Here is a 17,631-nt window from a genome sequence, read left to right on the forward strand (position 1 = left end):
GTCAGGAATGTGAGGGCCACCTATGGGGGGAGCAAACGGGGGAAACGGGGCGTTCCCCTTCGACGGGTGGAGCGACAGCCATGCGGCCGTCTACCGCGCGGTACTGCACCGCGAGCGGTCCGACGTGGCACTGCTGGCGCGCGACACGGGTCTGAGCCGGGAGGAGAGCGACGCCCTTGTCGCGGACCTGCTGGCCATGCGGCTCCTGCGCGCCGACGAGGACGGCGAGGGCACGGTCGTCGCCGCGGACCCCCGGCTCGCGGCCGCACATGTGCTGGCACCGGCCGAGCTGGCGGTCCGGCAGCAGCAGCGCGAGGTCGACTCGTTCCGGGCCGGGCTGGCCGAGCTGACGGCCGCTTTCACGGACAACAGCCGTGACGACCAGGACAGTTGCTCGGTGCAGTGGATCCGGGACCTCGACATCGTGCTGTCGCACATCGCCGTGGCCGCCCGGGACTGCGAGCGGGAGGTACTCGCGGCTCAGCCAGGTGGGGCGCAGTCGGCCAACGTGCTCGACGAGGCCCTGCCCCGGGATCTGGAACTACTGCGCCGTGGCGTCCGGATGCGCATGCTGTACCAGCACACCACTCGCTTCGACCCGCCCACACAGCTGTACGTCGAGCAGGTCACACGCGTCGGCGCGGAGGTGCGCACGCTCTCCGAGTTCTTCGAGCGGATGATCATCTTTGATCGGAAGCTGTGCTTTGTGGCGGTACCCGACCGGCCGACGGAGGCCGTCGTCGTACGGCAGCCCGCGCTGGTCGAGTTCCTGTGCGGTGTCTTCGACCGGGTCTGGAGCGGCGCGGAGTCCTACAGCGGAACCGCGGACGGCTACCTCAATGCCCGCGCCCACTCCGAGGAGATCCACTCCCGGATCGTCGACATCCTCGCCGACGGCGTCAAGGACGAGGTCGCCGCCCGGCGCCTCGGCATGTCCGTCCGCACCCTGCGCAAGCACATCGCCGTGATCATGCAGGAGATGGGCGCGGAGAGCCGCTTCCAGCTGGGCTGGCTGATGGGCAGCCAGCGCCCGGCGGGCAGTGCACCGTCGTCCGGAAAGCCGTAGCGCGCCTCCGCGTGCGCCCGCCTCAGCCCAGCCTGAAGTCCTGATCACCGGCGATGGTCGGCACGTCCATCTGAGCCCGCTGCAGAGTCCCCGAGTAGTCCCAGTTCAGGGCCTGCCAGCGGGTGAACTGGTCGATCACCCACATACCCGACTGCCGAGAGCCGTTGCCGGAGCGGCCGTTCCCGCCGAACGGCAGGTGCGCCTCGGCCCCCGAGGTGGAGTTGTTGACGCTGACCATCCCGGCCCGTACCCCCCGGCGGAACCGGAAGGCGGCTGCCGCGTCGCTCGTGTAGATCGCGGCGGAGAGCCCGTAGCCGGGGGCGTTCGCCAGTTCTACGGCCTCGTCGAGGTGGTCGTACGGCATCACCCCCACCAGAGGACCGAACGTCTCTTCCTGGAAGACACGGTCGCCCGGACGGACGCCCTGAACGATGGTCGGGTGGTAGAAGAGGCCTGCGTCGGCGTCGCCCAGGAAGTTCCTGCGGGGCTGGGACGCCGTGATGCGGCCCAGGGCGGTCGAGCCGCGGGGGGTGTGATGCGGCTGGAGCCAGTCCAGGAATCCCTCGAAGCGCTCCGCGAACCTGGAATCGATCAGCGGACCGTAGAGAACGTCCTGCGTGGGGTCGCCGATCGGGCAGTTCTCCACGGCCTCGGAGAACCGGTGCAGGAACTCGTCGTACACCGTCCGCTGGACGAGCACCGTACCGAGCGAGGTGCAGCGCTGCCCCGCGGTGCCGAAGCCCGAGAAGAGAGCTCCGCGGACGGCCAGGTCCAGGTCCGCGTCCTCGGCGACCACCAGGGGGTTCTTGCCGCCCAGCTCCAGGCAGGGACTCTGCAGGTACCGGCCGGCCAGCGCGCCGATCCGGCTGCCCACGGCGGTCGACCCGGTGAAGCCGATCTTGTCCAGGTCTCCTGCCTCCAGTGACCGTTCCAGACCGTGCCAGGTCTGCTCGCCGTCGGCGAAGACCAGGTTCAGCACCCCCTGGGGCACCCCCGCGTGTGTCATCAGGTCGAACAGGGCCGCCGAAGTGGCCGCGGCGTACTCAGCGGGCTTCCAGACCACCGTGTTGCCGCACAGCAGGGCGGGCACGATGTACCAGGCGGGCACAGCCACCGGGAAGTTGCCGGCGGTGATCACGGAGACCACGCCGACGGGCTCGCGGAAGGTGAAGAGCTGCTTGTCGGCCATCTCGCTCGGGACCGTCTGGCCGTACAGCCGCCTCCCTTCGCCGAGGAAGAAGTCGCAGGTGTCGACGATCTCCTGGACCTCGCCCAGGGCTTCCGCGTACGGCTTGCCGATCTCCCGGGTGACCAGGGCGGCGAGCTTCTCCTTGTTGGCCTCCACCAGCCGTCCCATGGCTGCCACCACCCTGCCGCGCACCGGCGACGGCACATCGGCCCACCGGCGCTGGGCGGCGCGGGCGGCCGAGCAGGCTTCGGCGAACGTCCTGGCCTGCGACAGGGCCACCTCGGCCACGGTCTCGTCCAGTCGCGCGGGATTGACCGACCGGTACAGGGTGGCTTCGGCCGTCTCCGGTTCCGCGGACGGCGCCCGCCCTGCGACCACCGACGACACCACCGGCGTCACACGCGTGGTCATGCGGCCGCCTCCTCTCGGTCCATGAGGTGCAGCACCCGGTCGAGCGCTCCGAGCACGAGATCCAGCTCCTCCGCACGGACGGCGAGCGACGGACGGACACGCACGCCCAAGGGGCCGGCGGGCAGCATCAGAACCCGCTCCTCCTCCCGCAGCCGGGTCAGCAGCACGTCACGCCGCTCACTGGTCGGCATGTCGAAGGCGCACAGCAGGCCCCGGCCCCGGGCCGCTGTCACCAGCCGGGGATGGCGGCGGGCGAGGTCTTCCAGCCCCGTGCGGAAGCGGTCGCCGAGCACCTTGGCGCGCGGGATCAGCCCGTCGCGCTCGATGACCTCCAGCAGGCGGCGCGACCTGACCATGTCGACGAGGTTGCCGCCCCAGGTGGAACTGATCCGGCTGCTCACCCGGAAGACGTTGTCGGGGACCTCGTCCACCCGGCGCCCAGCCATGATGCCGCCGACCTGAGCCTTCTTGGAGAAGGCCACGACGTCCGGGGCGAGTCCCAGCTGCTGGTACGCCCAGGGGCTTCCGGTCACACCGACGCCGGTCTGCACCTCGTCGAGGACGAAGAGGGCGTCGTGGTCGTGGCACATGCGTTGCATGGCCTGGAGGAAGGCGGGGCGCATGTGGTTGTCACCGCCCTCGCCCTGGATGGGCTCGGCGATGAAGCAGGCGATGTCGTGCGGATGGGCGCGGAAGGCGGCCTCGGCCTGGTCGAGCGCGCGGCGCTCCGCCTGTTCCAGATCCGCGAGGGACCGCGCGTCCAGGGGGTGGCGGATCGCGGGTACGTCGATCCGCGGCCAGTCGAAGACAGGGAAGCGGTCGGTCTTGTCCGGGTCCGTGTTCGTCAGGGACATGGTGTAGCCGCTGCGGCCGTGGAAGGCCCGGGTGAGGTGCATGGCCCTGGTGCCGAGGCCGGCCGCACGGCCACGCGCCTCGTTGTGCCGGCTCTTCCAGTCGAAGGCGCACTTGAGCGCGTTCTCCACGGCGAGGGCACCGCCCTCGACGAAGAACAGGTGCGGAAGGTCGGGGTCCCCCAGCACCCGCACGAAGGTCTCCACGAACTCCGCCAGGTGCGTGGTGTACATGTCGCAGTTGGCGGGTTTGTTCACCGCGACGGCCGCCAGCTGCGCCATGAAGTCCGCGTCCTCGACGATCTCCGGAGGATTGAGCCCCAGCGGACTGGAAGCGAAGAACGTGTACATGTCGAGGTAGCTCTCCCCCGAGCTCGCGTCGACCAGCCACGACCCACGGCTGCGCTCCAGGTCCAGGGGGAAGGGGAAGCCGTCGGTCAGCAGGTGGCGGCCGAGGGTGCGGTGCACGTTCTCCGGACGGACGGCAGCGCCCATGGGCGCACTGGTCTCCGTCAGCGAGGTGTCCAGCATCGATCGATCCTTTCGAGAAGTCTGGTCAGGGAGCGGGCGGACCGTCCGCGCACGTCCGGGGTCCGGACTGCACGAGCTCCTCCAACAGGCCGGCGAGCGAGGCGGCGTGACGCTGCTCGGTGAGCGAGTGGTGGGTGCCGGGAACCCACCGGGTGCGCACGGGGCGCCCCAGCAGCGCGGACCAGCCGAGGTCCTCGGGCACGTCACCCCACGCGCTCTCCTGCGCCGCGCGCAACAGGGTGACCGGCGCCTGACAGGCAGCCGGCGCGGGGCCGGTCTGCAGCGCACGTACGTGCCATGCGTGGACCTCGGCATACGGCCGCAGGTCCGCCGCGGTGTAGGCGATCCCGGACTCCCGCGACAGCAGGCCGGCCACCGCCTCGAGGATCCGCTCCGGGTTGTCCTCCGTCCCGGGGATCCGGAGCGCCTCGGGATCGGCCCCGAAGAGCCCCGCGTACTCCTGGACCGCGGAGCGGGGCCGGGTGGCCAGAACATCCGGCGTCGCGCTGTCGAGCAGCACCACGGATCCGATGCGGTGGCCCGCGCGCTCGGCGATCCGGGCCATCTCCACGGCCACGACGCCCCCGAAGGACCAGCCGACGAGTGCGGCCCCCTCGACGAGCCCCGCCTCGGCCGCTTCTGCCAGGTACGACTCGGCCACCCGGCGCACACTGCACTCGTCCGGCGGTCCCGGTTCCGTCGCCTCGAACGCCGCGACCGGGTATCCGGGAGCAAGGTGCGGCAGCAGTCGGCGGAAGCCGCCGGCGCTGCCGCTCGACGGGTGGACGAAGAGCAGCGGCCGGCCCGTTGTCCCGCGCAGCCGGACCAGGGTGCGCCGGCTCCGCGTGAGCTGTTCAGCCGGCATGGGCGGTACGGATCAGAGCGGCGATGGACGCAACCGTCGGGCTGACGACGACCTGCTGCAGCGAGAGCGTCTCGTGGCCGCCGGCGCGCAGCCGGTTGACCAGTCGCGCCAGCAGCAGTGAGTGCCCGCCGGCGTTGAAGAACTCGTCGTCCGGCCGTGGCCAGCCCTGTCCGACGATCTCCCGCCAGGCCGTGGCGACGATCCGCTCGTACGTGTCGTACTCCTCCGGAACAGCCTCTTCGGACCGTTCGGCGCGCCCGAGCAGAGCCTTCCGGTCGACCTTGCCGTTCACCAGGGTGTCCAGCGCCGGCAGCACGGTGACCGAGGCGGGGATCATCGGGCGCGGCAGATGCCGCTGGAAGGCCGCGAGGACCAGGTGCGAGGAGGTGTTTCCGGTGACGAAAGCCCGCAGACAGGGGTCCCCGCGGTCGTCCAGTACCACTGCCGCCTCCCGTACGCCGTCGGCGGCAAGGGCCACCTGTTCGACCTCGCCCAGGTCGATGCGCCAGCCGTTGAGCTTGACCTGGTGGTCCTGGCGGCCCGCCACCCGCAGCGCACCGCCCTCGTCGAGTACGCCCAGGTCACCCGTCCGGTACACCGGGAACGAGCGTTCGCCGAGATCGAGCCGCCCGAACGGGGACTCCCCCGGGAGAGCGGCGCGATAGCCTCCGACCCCGGGACCACCGATGGCCACCTCGCCCCGGATGCCGTGGGGCAGGGGCAGCCCCTGGCTGTCGACGACGGCGAGGCCGGCGCCGGCCACGGCCGTGCCCACGCTGATCGTCCGGCCCTCCGTCACCCGTCCCGCGGTGGCGGTGGCGGTCGTTTCGGTCGGTCCGTAGAGGTTCCAGATCTCCGCCTCGGGGAACAGCGCGCCGATACGGCGTACCAGGGACGGGTCGAGGGGTTCACCCCCGAGGAGGAACCGCCGGACCGACGGCAGGGGCTGAGGCTGTGCCGCCTCGAACGCGGTGAGCAGAGCGGAGGCGTAGCTCGGTACACAGTTCAGGCTGATCGGACGCTGCAGGGCGGCGAGTTCGGCCCGGACCGCCTCCAGGTCGAGTCGGTCGGCCGTCAGCAGGGTGATGCAGCCACCGCCGTACAGCACGCCGAGGGTCTGCTTCAGCGACGCGTCGAAGACGGGGCTGGACAGGACCGGGAGGACCGACTGCCGGGAAAGGAGCTCCTCGGCGCACCAGCGCAGGTAGTTGTCGAGGCTCGCACGGCTGATCTCCACGAGCTTCGGTACGCCGGTGGATCCGGAGGTCCGCAGCAGATAGGCGGGGTCCTGCGGCCGGACGGCGGCCGCCGGGGCGACGGCCTGCGCGGTCTGTGGGATGTCGGCCAGCGCCACGGCACGGCAGCCGTCGGGCCAGGTGATGTCGGGCGTGCCACGGCCGGTCAGGACGACCGTGGCTCCGGCGAGCCGGACCGCGTCGGCCAGGCGGGCGGGGGGCTCGTGGGGCGAGAGCGGGAGGAAGACCGCACCCAGCCGGTGCACGGCGAGAAGCGCGGCCGGCAGATCGGGCTCGGCCTCGGCCAGGACGCCCACCACCGTGCCGGGGCGCACCTCGCCCAGGGCCGCCGCCACGGCGGACACCCGGTGTTCCAGCTGCCGGTAGGTGGCCCGCTGCGAGCCCTGGCGGCAGGCAAGGGCGTCGGGAGTGTCCCGCACGTGCCGCATGAACCGTTCGCCGAGCGGCTCGGCCGTGGTGTGCCGGGCCGAGGCCGCCATGCGCTCGGTCAGCTCTTCCCGGGCGCCCGCAGGAAGGAGCGCCAGCTGCGCGACGGGCGTCTGCGGTCTGGCGACCAGATCGGCCAGCAGCCCGCCCCAGGCGTTCAGCAGCGCGTCGAGCCGGCTGCGGGGCGCGGGACCGGTGGCGTCGATGTGCAGGGCGCCCCCGCTGCCGTCGTCCTCGCGCAGGGAACAGGTGAACCGGGCACCGAGCGGGTGCCGCCACGCGACCCGGTACCAGCCGGACGGCAGAGCGGGCTCGCCGGTGGTGTCGAAGACCAGTTCCGGCTGTGCGGTGCCGTGGGGCAGGGCGGGAACGCCGAGCATGGCACGGGCCTCGTCCAGCCGCACCAGCCACCGGCTCAGAGCCTCGGCGCCGCCCTGGCCGAGGTCGATGTCCTCGACGAGGGGGAACACCTGGGTCAGCGGGCCGCAGACCGTGTCCAGCCCCATGAGTTCCCGCGCGTCCGCGGCGACCGCGAACGCATGGCCGAGGGCCAGCCGGCGCAGCACGACGGCGAGCGCGAAACCGGCGAGGTCCGTGCCGGAACATCCTGCCTCGGCGGCCGCTTTCGCCATCAGCTCGCCGGTGCGCCGGTCCAGCAGGTGGCGCGCGCCGGCGCCGTCCGCGGGAGCGTCGTCCGCGCTTCCGGGGACCACGTCGCACACCGTGGCACGGCCCGGCCCGTCCGGTTGCCGCAGGGCCCAGTACCGCTCCTCCTCCGCCAGCTCCCCCTTGCGGATCATGGCCCGGTGGGCCGTGGCGACGGCGAGGTAGTCGGGCCGGGCGAGGGCGGCGGCAGGCGCACCCTCAAGGGTGCTGGCAGCATCGGCCAACAGCATGCCGATCGACCGGGTGTCGGCGAAACCCGCGCCGCACGCGATACGGACTTCCGGCCCGTCCCAGCCGCCGGTGACGGTGATCCGCAGGGTCCCGCCGGTCAGTTCCCATCCGGAGCCGTCGGGCAATGCCTGCCGGTGCACCTTCTGACCGCGCTGCAGCGGCTGGGTCGCGCCGTCGACCCACTCGTGGTCTCCGGTCAGCGCCGGATTCGCGGACAGGGCCCGGTACAGGGCGTCGCGCAGGCCGGTCGTGCCGGCACCCGGTACCCGTACGTGGAGAAGCAGCTCCCGGTCCGCGCGGCCGAGGGCGGCCTGCTGAAAGGGACTGAGTTCGTGCAGCCGGGCCGGCTTGTCCTCGCCGGCCGGGGCGTGCGGGTTGCCCGTCTCGTTCGACATCTCAGTCCTTTCGCAGCGAGAGGTAGGATTCGGCGGTCTTGAGCAGGATGCGGCGCGGCCCGCTGAAGGGGCGGCGACCGTGGGCGGCGAGCATGTTGTCGACGACGAGGGTGTCGCCCACCTCCCAGTCGAACTGGACCGAGTTCCGCTCCACGACGTCGTTGACGATCGCTATGACCTCGGCATCGATCTCGGAACCGTCGCCCCAGAAGACGTTGTTGGGCCACAGCTGTTCGTCGGAGTCGTCCGGGGAGGTCGACAGCGCTTCGCGGATACCGCTGTCCATGCGGGAGATGTGGAATCCGTGGGCGTAGTTGAACCACACCTCTTCACCGGTGTACGGGTGGACGGCCGTGGCCGCGCGCTTCTCATAGGTGCGCAGGCGATCTGAGCCGATCCACTCGACACGGCGTCCCTCACGCGCGCACAGATCTTCGACCGCCTTGCGGTCGTCCGTCTCGTACGAGCGCTGCCAGGTCCGGTTGTATCCGTATCCCCGTACATACATCAGCCCACGCTCGGTGAATTCTTTCCGGATCTCTTCCGGAATTTCCCGGAAGATTTTCCGGTTGTCCGCGATGGGGGTCTGGCCGCGGTCCACCGGAGCGATGTCGCACTGAAAGAAGAGCAGCATCGGCCAGTCGTTGGAGTAGCAGAACTCGCTGTGCAGGCGGATATCCAGCTCCTCCGGATACTCGCTTGCCGTGTAGGTGTTCTGGTTCACACGGCTACGGATGGCAGCGCCGCCCTGGTAGTCGACAGGCCGGCCGCCGAACGCGTTCACGAGCGAATCGAAGTCCGGCCGGACCGGGGACCGGAACAACAGAGCGCCGTGTCGGTGCAGTTCGGCCCGGAGGTCCTCCCGGTTCTCCGAGATCCAAGCGATCAGGTCCGTGTCCGGCGCCGCCTCGACGACCAGGGGGAGCGCCTGCTCGTTGTAGGTCGTCCGACGGACCGGGGAAACCTCACCCACCGTGTCGGCCGACTGCGCCACAAGACTGGCGAACTTGTTCAGTGCCATAACTCTTCCTCCTTTCCAAGTGTTTTTTACGGGCAAACAAAAGCAGTGTTCATCACGCCTCCGCGTGGGGTGTTGATGATCGTGGCTCCGGGGTCGGCGCTCTGCCGCACGAGAATTCCGGATCCCTTTCCGCCCATCACCAGCGGGCTGAACACCCCGGTGGTCGGAACGATGTCCGGCTCCTCCGATCCGGGCTGCCGGACCGGCTGCATGAACGTGTCCGGGCGATGGAATTCCTGTGCGATGTAATGGCCGTCGGCCAGCGCGTCCGCGACCGCGTCGTGCCACTCGGAGTCGGAGGTCTCCCGCCCGGCGACGACGCCGCGGGCACCGAACAGGTCGGCCGGCTTGAGCACGAAGCGAGCCCGTTCCTTCAGCAGAAGGTCCAGCAGACCCGTATGGCCGTCCTGCCATTCCACCCGCGTGTCCGCGACCTCACGGGTCCACGGCACGGTGCGCCGGACGAAGGCACGGTCCCCGCTGGACAGATGGGCCGCGTCCTCGCTGAGCCAGGCGAGCAGCTTCTTGTTCGTGTACACGCCGCCCGCCTCCGGCGCGAGGACGAGCGTGGTGTCACGGTGAACCGCCTCGCGCATCGCGGTGACGTCCAGCGGGTCCTCGTGCGCGTTGACGATGGTGAACATGCGCAGCGCCACATCGAGCGGGATCCCCTGGAACTCCAGCCCCGCCGGGCCGTGTTCCAGCTCGTCCGGTACGGCGAAGACGCACGGCGTCCCATGGCGTGCGAAGTCGTTGACGACGTCCTCGAAGTACTCCTCGCCGCCGAACCCCGGGCCGCGCCGGTGGCCGAGAAGGGCTACTGTGGGCCGGGTGGCGCCCCGGGCGCGCGCGGCCGCGGCCACGACGTCCCGGCGGGGGCCGAAGTTGTCCATCGACGACATGCGCAGCGCCCGGGCGACTGGTGCGAACGTCGGCTCGCGCCAGTAGAAGCCGTCGATGGCCGACAGGTGCTCGATGCCCGCCACGGCGCTGTCGAGGTTGCACTCCACGAACCAGGGCCGCCCGCCGCTGACCACGATGTCCGGCCGCGCCATGGCGAACGCCCAGCGATTCCACGACGGCCGGTCGGTGAGCACGCTGCACGGCGGCACCCGGTAGCCGAGCCGCTCCACGAGAGTGGGGAAGTCCGGCGCCCGCCGGTCGCCCACCGCGGCGATGAGCCGCACCAGGCGTCGCGTCGCGGCGACCATGCCGGCGGCCGCCCGCTGCGTGAGCAGCACGGGACGTAGCGGGACCGGCGCGGCCGGGTGCCGGTACATCCCTTCGGCGCCTTCGTCCGTCGCCCCCATGTGCCGGTCGAGGCGTGCGGCCCGCTCACAACTGTCCCGTCGTGCCGGTGCCGAGCCCAGCAGTGCCTCGTCGACGGTGCGCGCGACGTCTGTCGCGATGAAGTTCATCAGGTCCTCCATGAGTTGCCGTGCACGGCATGCGCGCCGGTCAGCCGGCGGGGTGCATCAAGACGTTGATCGACGCGCCGAGACCGGCGTTGACGACTCCTCCCGCGTCGTCCGGGGCGTGCCGGACCAGACAGCCCGCGGGCTTGCCGTCGAAGACGTTGAATCCGTAGACGGGCCGGACCGACACCTCCCGGCGCCGGGACGCGGAGCGCCGGTAGTGGCTCACGACCACCGAGTCCTGGCGCACGAACTCCTGCACCACGTGGCCGCCGCCCTGGAGCGCCTCGTCCACGCGCTTGCGCCACTCCCCGTCCGTCGCCTCACAGCCGATCACCACCCCGTGGCCGCCGTAGTCGGAGACCGGCTTGAGCACGAAGTCGTCCCGGCGGGACCGCAGCAGCAGGGGCAGCTGCCAAGTGCCGCCCCGGTAGCGGACCTCCTCGTCGGCGACCACCCGGGTCCACGGCAGATGACGGTCGACGAAGGCGCGTTCGTCATCGGTCATCCAGGGCCGCCCCTGTGACATCCATGCCAGAACCGTCTTGTTCTGCAGGAGGAACGCGGATTCGGGGGCGAGCAGCAGGGCACCGCGGCGCACCGCCTCGGCCACCGGGGCCAGATCGACGCCCAGGCGGTCCCAGTCGAGCTGCATGAAGTGACTCAGTACGACCGGGCGGCGTACTCCGCCGTCCGACGTGACCAACTGCTCCGGCTCGAGGAACTCGGCCGGCACGCCGACGGAGCGGAGGTGTTCCACCTCCAGATCGAAGAAGCGGGTGCCGGGGTAGTCGGGATCCCGCATGGTGCCCAGCAGTCCGACACCCCCCGCCTCGTCGCCGGCCTCGGCGAGCGCGCGGGCGAAGAGTTCATGACGCACCGCGAACGGGTCGGGCCCGTCGTACAGGGGTGAGTCGTCCGGGCCGCGGAACGCCGCGCGGTGGCAGTCGGTCATCATGCGGACGTGCGGCGGCCCCCCGATCGCTCCGCCGATGTTGCACTCCAGGATGCGCAGCCGGCCCTCGCTGAGGACGGCGTCCGTGCGGGACATGCAGGCCGCCCAGGCACGCTCGCGCGGGTCTGGGGTGAGCAGCCGGTGCCGTTCGCGTGGGACACCGAGCCGTTCCAACAGGTCGAAGGGGCCTGCCTCGTCCTCCCAGCAGGTGCGCTCCAGGAGCCGGACGAACCGTTGCACGACGGCGTAGTAACCGTCGTGCGCCGCACGGGGGACGACGACCGGGTGCAGAGCGAGATTGTCGTCGCTGACGTACGGAAGACCCCGCAGTGCTGCGGAGAGACGGTCGGCATGGCGTGCGGCGTCGAAGCCGGGGCCGGCCCACGGGGGCGGCGTCGGGTCAGCCATGAACGCTCCCGGCGGGCACGGGGACCTGGCCGTAGACCAGGTCCATGTAGCGTTCACCGCGGTCGGCGAAGAGCGTGAGCACCCGGGTTCCGGGCGGGAGCCCCGGGGCGATCGCACCGATGGCGCTGACCACCGCGCCCGAGGAGGCGCCGGCGAGGATGCCTTCGCTGCGCAGCAGCGCACGGCAGCCGGCCACGGCCTCGTCCTCGCCCACGTACACGACGTCGTCGGGACGGAACCGGGACGCCAGCTCCGGCGCCATGCTCGAACCGTGGCCCGGGAGGCGACGAGGTCCGGGAGCCCCGCCGAAGACGACGGATCCGCGCGCGTCGACCGCGACCGTGCGCAGCGCCGGCCATCGCTCTCGCAGACGACGGGCGAGCCCTTGCAGCGTGGCGGTCGTGCTCACCGCGGCGACCAGTACGTCGACGGTTCCGGTGACCTGTTCGAGGATCTCGTTCGCCGTGTGCCGGTAGTGGGCCTGCCAGCACAGGTCGTTCGCGTACTGATTGACCCAGACGGCCTTCGGGTCGCGTTCGACGATGTCGCGGACACGGGCGATCCGGGTTTCCAGATATCCGCCCATGCGATCCCGCTGCGAGACCATGTCGATCCGCGCACCGAGGTCGGAAAGGATTTTCAGGTTGACCGAGGAGACATTGGGGTCGAGCACACAGGTGACACTCAGGTCATAAAGGGGTGCGAGTGCCGAGAGAGCGATACCGAAGTTCCCGGAGGAGCTTTCCACCAGATGGCTTCCCGGTTTCAGGGTGCCATCGGCCAGCCAGCTTTCAATGACATGGCGGGCCGCCCGGTCTTTCATGCTGCCCAGCGGATTCAGATATTCCAGCTTGGCGAGAACGTCGAAGGACTCCGCCGAGAAGAGCCGGCCGAGGCGCACCACCGGGGTGTTTCCGACCGCTTCGGCGATTGAGTTGTTGATCACGAGTTTTCCACCATCACCTGGGCAGCCGCATGCCGAGGCCCAACTTTCGCGCGACCGCCACGACCCGGTGAGCCAGGGCGACGTCCTGGACGGACATGCCGAAGGGGTTCACCACGGTCACGCCGTCCGCCGGCGGGATGCCCGGCCCGGTCGCGTCGAGGAGGTAGGAGCCCAGCTCGCCGTCCACCGCGCGCGAGCCGGGGCCGGCGGGCGGCTCCCCGGGACCGTGGAGCAGGCCGTCGCGGTACATGCGCCCCAGCAACCGCCGGGAGTCGGCCCGAACCAGGTTCCAGTCGTCCACCACGACCCGGGAGGCGCGCAGCACGACCTCGGGAAGCAGGTCGTCGAGGGAGACGTGGACCACGACGGCACCCTGGCTGAGCCAGTCGTACCGGATGTAGCCGTCCGTCACCGTCGTCACCGGGATGACCACGTCGGCGCCCTGGACGGCCGCGCGCGGATCGGCCTCGACCGTGATGCGGACCCCGTACCGGTCCGCGGCCTCCCGGTGGCGCTCGGCGAAGGCGGCGGCCGCCGCGGGGTCCCGGTCCTGCACCCGGACGCCTGTCAGGTCGGCGAGCCGGGGAAGCAGCAGCCTGAGGTGGGTGTCGGCCTGCACTCCGCAGCCGACGAGCGCGAGGTGCCGCACCGGGCGGACCGTGAAGGTCTCGATCGCGGCCGCGGAGACCGCCGCCGTACGCGTGGCGCTGATGAGTGCGGCGTCCATCATGGCGTAAGGGTGCGCGGTCTCCGGATCGAAGAGCAGCGTCAGACCGTCGGCGCGCGGAATTCCCCGGCCGGCATTTCCGAGGGACGCGTTGATTATCTTCGTTCCGACCGCTCGCGGGGAACCCTCGACCAGGCCCGGCATGTTCAGGCTGCGGGCACTGTGTCCATCCGATGTGACCCAGCCCAGATAGCCCTCGTCGGGGACGACCGTCTGCCCTCGCGCATGGGCCCGCAAGGTGTCCGCAGCGACCGCGACGGGGTCGATCTCATTCAGCGCCAGTGCCACGTCGGTCCGGGTCAGATAAAGAAGTTCGCCGGAATCCTGGTACGGCTCAGCAGCGCTTGGGCACACGTCCCTTTGCGCGACTTGCTCTGACATCAACTTGCCCCCTGGATTTCGCTCTCCATCTACGGGGACACTCTTTCCGTTGGCCCGGAGAACCGTCCATGCCTTCCAACGGGCACCAACGTGCAAGGCAAGAACATGAGCACCGGCGGGCCGGGGGGCACGCATGAGCCGGGCAGGCGGGGCCAGGCTGTGCGATCCCTCACAAACCCGGACACAACGAGAAACGGGCCCCTGCGGTGACTTTCGTCACCAGCAGAGACCCGTTTCGTCGGTTTCTCTCTGTGCGCGAGGGGGGAGTTGAACCCCCACGCCCTTGCGGGCACTGGAACCTGAATCCAGCGCGTCTGCCTATTCCGCCACCCGCGCATTGGGTGTGTCTTCCGGTTCCGGCCCTTTCGGGCTGGCCCCTTCCGACACCCAGAACATTAGCACGTCGTACGGGGTGGGTTCACATCCCTTCCGGCCCACCACCCGGCGGCACCCCGCACCCGCCGCGCACGCCCGCGGCCCCGCAGCCGCCCCGCGTCCAAGGCCCGCACCGTCCCCCACGTCTCAGGGAGACCTGCTTCACGTATCAACCTCGTACCGGTCCCGGGTATCTCCCCAGGAGGCGGGTCGGGTCCACAGCAGGGTGCGGGACACTGGTCTTCGCCCGCCTCTACGATCCATGGCAGCAGGAGTGCCCGCCGGGAGTTCGAAGGGGAGTCGCTGGGGGAACCGGCTGATTGCCGGACGCGTAGATACGATCAGTAAGCAGTACCGGCACAACCGGGCAAGGCAGCGCACACAGCAGGGCAAGGCAACGGCAGGGACGGAGGAGGTGCCCCATGGGAGTCCTGAAGAAGTTCGAGCAGCGTCTCGAAGGTCTGGTGAACGGCACCTTCGCCAAGGTCTTCAAGTCCGAGGTGCAGCCCGTGGAGATCGCCGGCGCGCTCCAGCGTGAGTGCGACAACAACGCCACGATCTGGAACCGCGACCGGACCGTCGTACCCAACGACTTCATCGTGGAGCTGAGCGCGCCGGACTACGAGCGCCTCAGCCCCTACTCCGGGCAGCTCGGCGACGAGCTGGCCGGCATGGTGCGCGACTACGCAAAGCAGCAGCGTTACACCTTCATGGGCCCCATCAAGGTCAACCTGGAGAAGGCCGACGACCTGGACACCGGCCTGTACCGGGTGCGCTCGCGCACCCTCGCCTCCTCCAGCAGCCAGCAGGCGGCCCCCGCGGCCCCGGCCCCCGGCCGCCCCGCGCAGGGTGCCCCGGGCGGCGGCTACGGCTACCCGCCGAGCGCGCCCGCCGGGGCGCCCCCGATGCCGTCCGCGCCCCCGCCCGGCGCCCGCCCCGGCGGCTACGGCTACCCCCAGCCCGCCACGCAGCGGCCCGCGGCCGCCCCGATGAGCGGCGGGCACACCCGCTACTGGATCGAGATCAACGGCACCCGCCACCAGATCTCCCGCGCGACGCTGGTGCTGGGCCGCAGCACCGACGCCGACGTGCGGATCGACGACCCCGGCGTCTCCCGCCGGCACTGCGAGATCCGGACCGGAACGCCCTCGACGATCCAGGATCTCGGCTCCACCAACGGCATCGTGGTGGACGGGCAGCACACCACCCGCGCTACGCTCCGCGACGGCTCGCGGATCGTCGTGGGCAGTACCACCGTTATCTATAGGCAAGCCGAAGGGTGAAGCGGGGGCAATGTCAGAGCTGACCCTCACGGTCATGCGGCTGGGTTTCCTGGCCGTACTGTGGCTGTTCGTGATCGTGGCCGTGCAGGTCATCCGGAGCGACCTGTTCGGTACGCGCGTCACCCAGCGCGGATCGCGTAGGGAGGCCGGTCGCCAGCAGCAGGCGCCCCGGCAGCAGGCCGCCGCGCCCCCGTCGCAGCGCGGCCAGCAGCGTGGCCAGCAGGGCGGCGGCCGGCGCGGTCGCAACGCCCCCACCAAGCTGGTCGTGACGGAAGGCACACTGACCGGCACCACGGTCGCGCTGCAGGGCCAGACGATCACCCTGGGCCGGGCGCACGACTCCACGATCGTGCTGGACGACGACTACGCCTCCAGCCGCCATGCCAGGATCTATCCGGACCGCGACGGTCAGTGGATCGTCGAGGACCTGGGCTCCACCAACGGCACCTACCTGGACCGGTCCCGGCTGACGACTCCCACGCCGATCCCGCTGGGCGCGCCGATCCGCATCGGCAAGACCGTCATCGAGCTGCGGAAGTAGTACGACAATGAGCGAGCGGAGCGAGCACGCAGCGGCAGGCCGCACCCTGGTCTCCGGCGCGCTCCCGACCGGAGGGTGGGCAGTGTGGCTCGACACGACCGGCTGCATTCGGAGCCGACGGGCGAGGTGCGCATGAGTCTGTCACTGCGCTTTGCCGCCGGATCGCACGAAGGCATGATCCGCGGGCACAACGAGGACTCCGGTTACGCCGGTCCGCGGCTCCTCGCGATCGCCGACGGCATGGGCGGCCAGGCCGCCGGCGAGGTCGCCTCCTCCGAGGTGATCTCCACCCTGGTCACGCTCGACGACGACGTGCCCGGCTCCGACATCCTGACCTCCCTCGGCGCGGCCGTGCAGCACGCCAATGACCAGCTGCGCGCCATGGTCGCCGAGGACCCCCAGCTCGAAGGCATGGGGACGACCCTGACCGCGCTGCTGTGGACCGGGCAGCGGCTCGGTCTCGTGCACGTCGGTGACTCGCGGGCCTATCTGCTGCGTGACGGGGTCCTCACCCAGATCACCCAGGACCACACCTGGGTGCAGCGGCTCGTCGACGAGGGCCGGATCACCGAGGAGGAGGCGACCACGCATCCGCAGCGGTCCCTCCTCATGCGCGCCGTGGGCAGCAGCGACCACGTCGAGCCGGACCTGTCGATCCGCGAGGTCCGGGCCGGCGACCGCTATCTGATCTGCTCCGACGGGCTGTCCACCGTCGTCTCCCACCAGACGATCGAGGAGACCCTCGCCAGCTACCAGGGCCCGCAGGAGACCGTGCAGGAGCTGATCCAGCTCGCGCTGCGCGGCGGCGGCCCCGACAACATCACCGTCATCGTCGCCGACGTCCTCGACCTGGACACCGGTGACACCATGGCCGGGCAGCTGTCCGACCAGCCGGTGGTGGTCGGTGCGGTCGCCGAGAACCAGCACCACCTGCACGACAACGGCATCATGCAGACCCCGGCCGGCCGCGCCTCCCATCTGGGCCGGCAGCACCACGGGCACGGCGGCGGCGAGTTCGGCCCGCCCGGTTCCGGCGACACCACCGGGTACATCCCGGCGGGCGGTTTCGGCGACTACGCCGACGGTGACTTCACCAAGCCGCGCGGCGGGCGCAGGTGGCTGAAGAGATCCCTGTACAGCGCCCTGGCCCTCGCCGTCATCGGCGGCGGCCTCTACGGCGGCTACCGCTGGACGCAGACTCAGTACTACGTCGGCGCCAAGGGCGAGCACGTGGCCCTGTACCGGGGGATCAGCCAGGATCTGGCCTGGGTGTCGCTGTCGACGGTGGAGAAGGACCATCCGGAGATCGAACTCAAGTACCTGCCGCCGTACCAGCAGAAGCAGGTGAAGGCCACGATCGCCGCGGGCGGTCTGCAGCAGGCCCAGGCGAAGATCGAGGCACTGTCCGTGCAGGCCTCCGCGTGCAGGAAGAAGGCGGAGCACCAGGCCGCCGAGTCCGAGCGGAACGCGAAGACGGGCCAGGGCGAGGCCGGAGGCACCACGGGAACCACCCGTACCGCCTTCACGTCCAAGGCATCACCGACGCCGAACCCGTCGGCGACGAAGACGACGCCCCCGACCTCGCCGTCGAAGCCCCCGTCCACGTCCCCCACTCCGAATCCCGGCCCGAGCCTCTCCGAGGATGAGCAGAAGGTCGTCGATCAGTGCGGCAAGCAGTAGCCGAGCCGTGAG

The 17,631-nt window shown here is 70.7% G+C and carries 13 protein-coding genes and 1 tRNA gene; 4 read left to right on the forward strand and 10 right to left on the reverse strand.

Annotated features, from left to right (window positions below; genetic code table 11):
- Nucleotides 1-22 precede the first annotated feature (22 nt).
- Nucleotides 23-1,066 carry a LuxR family transcriptional regulator gene (locus ACIGXP_RS10930; protein WP_363215801.1) on the forward strand — a complete coding sequence of 348 codons (1,044 nt, stop codon included), beginning with the start codon at nucleotides 23-25 and terminating at the stop codon, nucleotides 1,064-1,066.
- A gap of 22 nt (nucleotides 1,067-1,088) precedes the next feature.
- On the opposite strand, the gene ACIGXP_RS10935 is transcribed toward ACIGXP_RS10930, so the two are convergent.
- The 10 genes from ACIGXP_RS10935 to ACIGXP_RS10980 form a co-directional block, all read right to left on the reverse strand.
- Nucleotides 1,089-2,666 carry an aldehyde dehydrogenase family protein gene (locus ACIGXP_RS10935; protein ID WP_399766639.1) on the reverse strand — a complete coding sequence of 526 codons (1,578 nt, stop codon included), beginning with the start codon at nucleotides 2,664-2,666 and terminating at the stop codon, nucleotides 1,089-1,091.
- Nucleotides 2,663-4,048 (reverse strand): L-lysine 6-transaminase, encoded by a 1,386-nt coding sequence (gene lat / locus ACIGXP_RS10940; RefSeq protein ID WP_399766643.1) that lies wholly within the window; start codon nucleotides 4,046-4,048, stop codon nucleotides 2,663-2,665. Before lat ends, ACIGXP_RS10935 begins: the two co-directional genes overlap by 4 nt.
- A gap of 25 nt (nucleotides 4,049-4,073) precedes the next feature.
- On the reverse strand, nucleotides 4,074-4,913 hold the full coding sequence (locus ACIGXP_RS10945) for an alpha/beta fold hydrolase (RefSeq protein ID WP_399766646.1): 840 nt from the start codon (nucleotides 4,911-4,913) through the stop codon (nucleotides 4,074-4,076).
- A complete protein-coding gene (locus ACIGXP_RS10950; RefSeq protein ID WP_399766648.1) occupies nucleotides 4,903-7,887 on the reverse strand; it encodes an AMP-binding protein in 2,985 nt (994 codons plus the stop codon). Before ACIGXP_RS10950 ends, ACIGXP_RS10945 begins: the two co-directional genes overlap by 11 nt.
- A 1-nt stretch (nucleotide 7,888) precedes the next feature.
- Nucleotides 7,889-8,908, reverse strand: coding sequence for a TauD/TfdA family dioxygenase (locus ACIGXP_RS10955; RefSeq protein ID WP_399766651.1), 1,020 nt, complete (start codon nucleotides 8,906-8,908; stop codon nucleotides 7,889-7,891).
- 26 nt (nucleotides 8,909-8,934) lie between these two features.
- Nucleotides 8,935-10,326: a hypothetical protein gene (locus tag ACIGXP_RS10960; protein ID WP_399766653.1), complete on the reverse strand. Its 1,392-nt coding sequence runs from the start codon at nucleotides 10,324-10,326 to the stop codon at nucleotides 8,935-8,937.
- 40 nt (nucleotides 10,327-10,366) lie between these two features.
- A complete protein-coding gene (locus tag ACIGXP_RS10965) occupies nucleotides 10,367-11,686 on the reverse strand; it encodes a hypothetical protein (RefSeq protein ID WP_399766656.1) in 1,320 nt (439 codons plus the stop codon).
- Nucleotides 11,679-12,632 (reverse strand): 2,3-diaminopropionate biosynthesis protein SbnA, encoded by a 954-nt coding sequence (gene sbnA, locus ACIGXP_RS10970; RefSeq protein ID WP_399766658.1) that lies wholly within the window; start codon nucleotides 12,630-12,632, stop codon nucleotides 11,679-11,681. Before sbnA ends, ACIGXP_RS10965 begins: the two co-directional genes overlap by 8 nt.
- A 13-nt stretch (nucleotides 12,633-12,645) precedes the next feature.
- The gene (locus ACIGXP_RS10975; protein ID WP_399766661.1) at nucleotides 12,646-13,647 is read right to left on the reverse strand and encodes an ornithine cyclodeaminase; all 1,002 of its coding nucleotides are present in this window, start codon (nucleotides 13,645-13,647) and stop codon (nucleotides 12,646-12,648) included.
- Between the two features lie 345 nt (nucleotides 13,648-13,992).
- A tRNA-Leu gene (locus ACIGXP_RS10980) sits at nucleotides 13,993-14,076 on the reverse strand.
- A gap of 461 nt (nucleotides 14,077-14,537) precedes the next feature.
- Between ACIGXP_RS10980 and ACIGXP_RS10985 the strand changes: the two genes are divergently transcribed.
- The 3 genes from ACIGXP_RS10985 (at nucleotide 14,538) to ACIGXP_RS10995 (ending at nucleotide 17,619) form a co-directional block, all read left to right on the forward strand.
- Nucleotides 14,538-15,398, forward strand: coding sequence for an FhaA domain-containing protein (locus ACIGXP_RS10985; protein ID WP_399766664.1), 861 nt, complete (start codon nucleotides 14,538-14,540; stop codon nucleotides 15,396-15,398).
- A gap of 10 nt (nucleotides 15,399-15,408) precedes the next feature.
- A complete protein-coding gene (locus ACIGXP_RS10990; RefSeq protein WP_399766667.1) occupies nucleotides 15,409-15,939 on the forward strand; it encodes an FHA domain-containing protein in 531 nt (176 codons plus the stop codon).
- Between the two features lie 132 nt (nucleotides 15,940-16,071).
- Nucleotides 16,072-17,619, forward strand: coding sequence for a Stp1/IreP family PP2C-type Ser/Thr phosphatase (locus tag ACIGXP_RS10995; protein WP_399766670.1), 1,548 nt, complete (start codon nucleotides 16,072-16,074; stop codon nucleotides 17,617-17,619).
- The last annotated feature ends 12 nt before the right edge of the window (nucleotides 17,620-17,631 follow it).

It is taken from the genome of Streptomyces sp. NPDC053069, assembly GCF_044546895.1.
Classification (GTDB): Bacteria; Actinomycetota; Actinomycetes; order Streptomycetales; family Streptomycetaceae; genus Streptomyces.

What these genes read in the sequence shown, in the direction of transcription:
- ACIGXP_RS10930 (WP_363215801.1), top strand. Translation starts at nt 23, where the DNA reads ATGGGGGGAGCAAACGGGGGAAACGGGGCGTTCCCCTTCGACGGGTGG.
- ACIGXP_RS10935 (WP_399766639.1), bottom strand. Translation starts at nt 2,666, where the DNA reads ATGACCACGCGTGTGACGCCGGTGGTGTCGTCGGTGGTCGCAGGGCGG.
- lat (WP_399766643.1), bottom strand. Translation starts at nt 4,048, where the DNA reads ATGCTGGACACCTCGCTGACGGAGACCAGTGCGCCCATGGGCGCTGCC.
- ACIGXP_RS10945 (WP_399766646.1), bottom strand. Translation starts at nt 4,913, where the DNA reads ATGCCGGCTGAACAGCTCACGCGGAGCCGGCGCACCCTGGTCCGGCTG.
- ACIGXP_RS10950 (WP_399766648.1), bottom strand. Translation starts at nt 7,887, where the DNA reads ATGTCGAACGAGACGGGCAACCCGCACGCCCCGGCCGGCGAGGACAAG.
- ACIGXP_RS10955 (WP_399766651.1), bottom strand. Translation starts at nt 8,908, where the DNA reads ATGGCACTGAACAAGTTCGCCAGTCTTGTGGCGCAGTCGGCCGACACG.
- ACIGXP_RS10960 (WP_399766653.1), bottom strand. Translation starts at nt 10,326, where the DNA reads ATGAACTTCATCGCGACAGACGTCGCGCGCACCGTCGACGAGGCACTG.
- ACIGXP_RS10965 (WP_399766656.1), bottom strand. Translation starts at nt 11,686, where the DNA reads ATGGCTGACCCGACGCCGCCCCCGTGGGCCGGCCCCGGCTTCGACGCC.
- ACIGXP_RS10985 (WP_399766664.1), top strand. Translation starts at nt 14,538, where the DNA reads ATGGGAGTCCTGAAGAAGTTCGAGCAGCGTCTCGAAGGTCTGGTGAAC.
- ACIGXP_RS10990 (WP_399766667.1), top strand. Translation starts at nt 15,409, where the DNA reads ATGTCAGAGCTGACCCTCACGGTCATGCGGCTGGGTTTCCTGGCCGTA.
- ACIGXP_RS10995 (WP_399766670.1), top strand. Translation starts at nt 16,072, where the DNA reads ATGAGTCTGTCACTGCGCTTTGCCGCCGGATCGCACGAAGGCATGATC.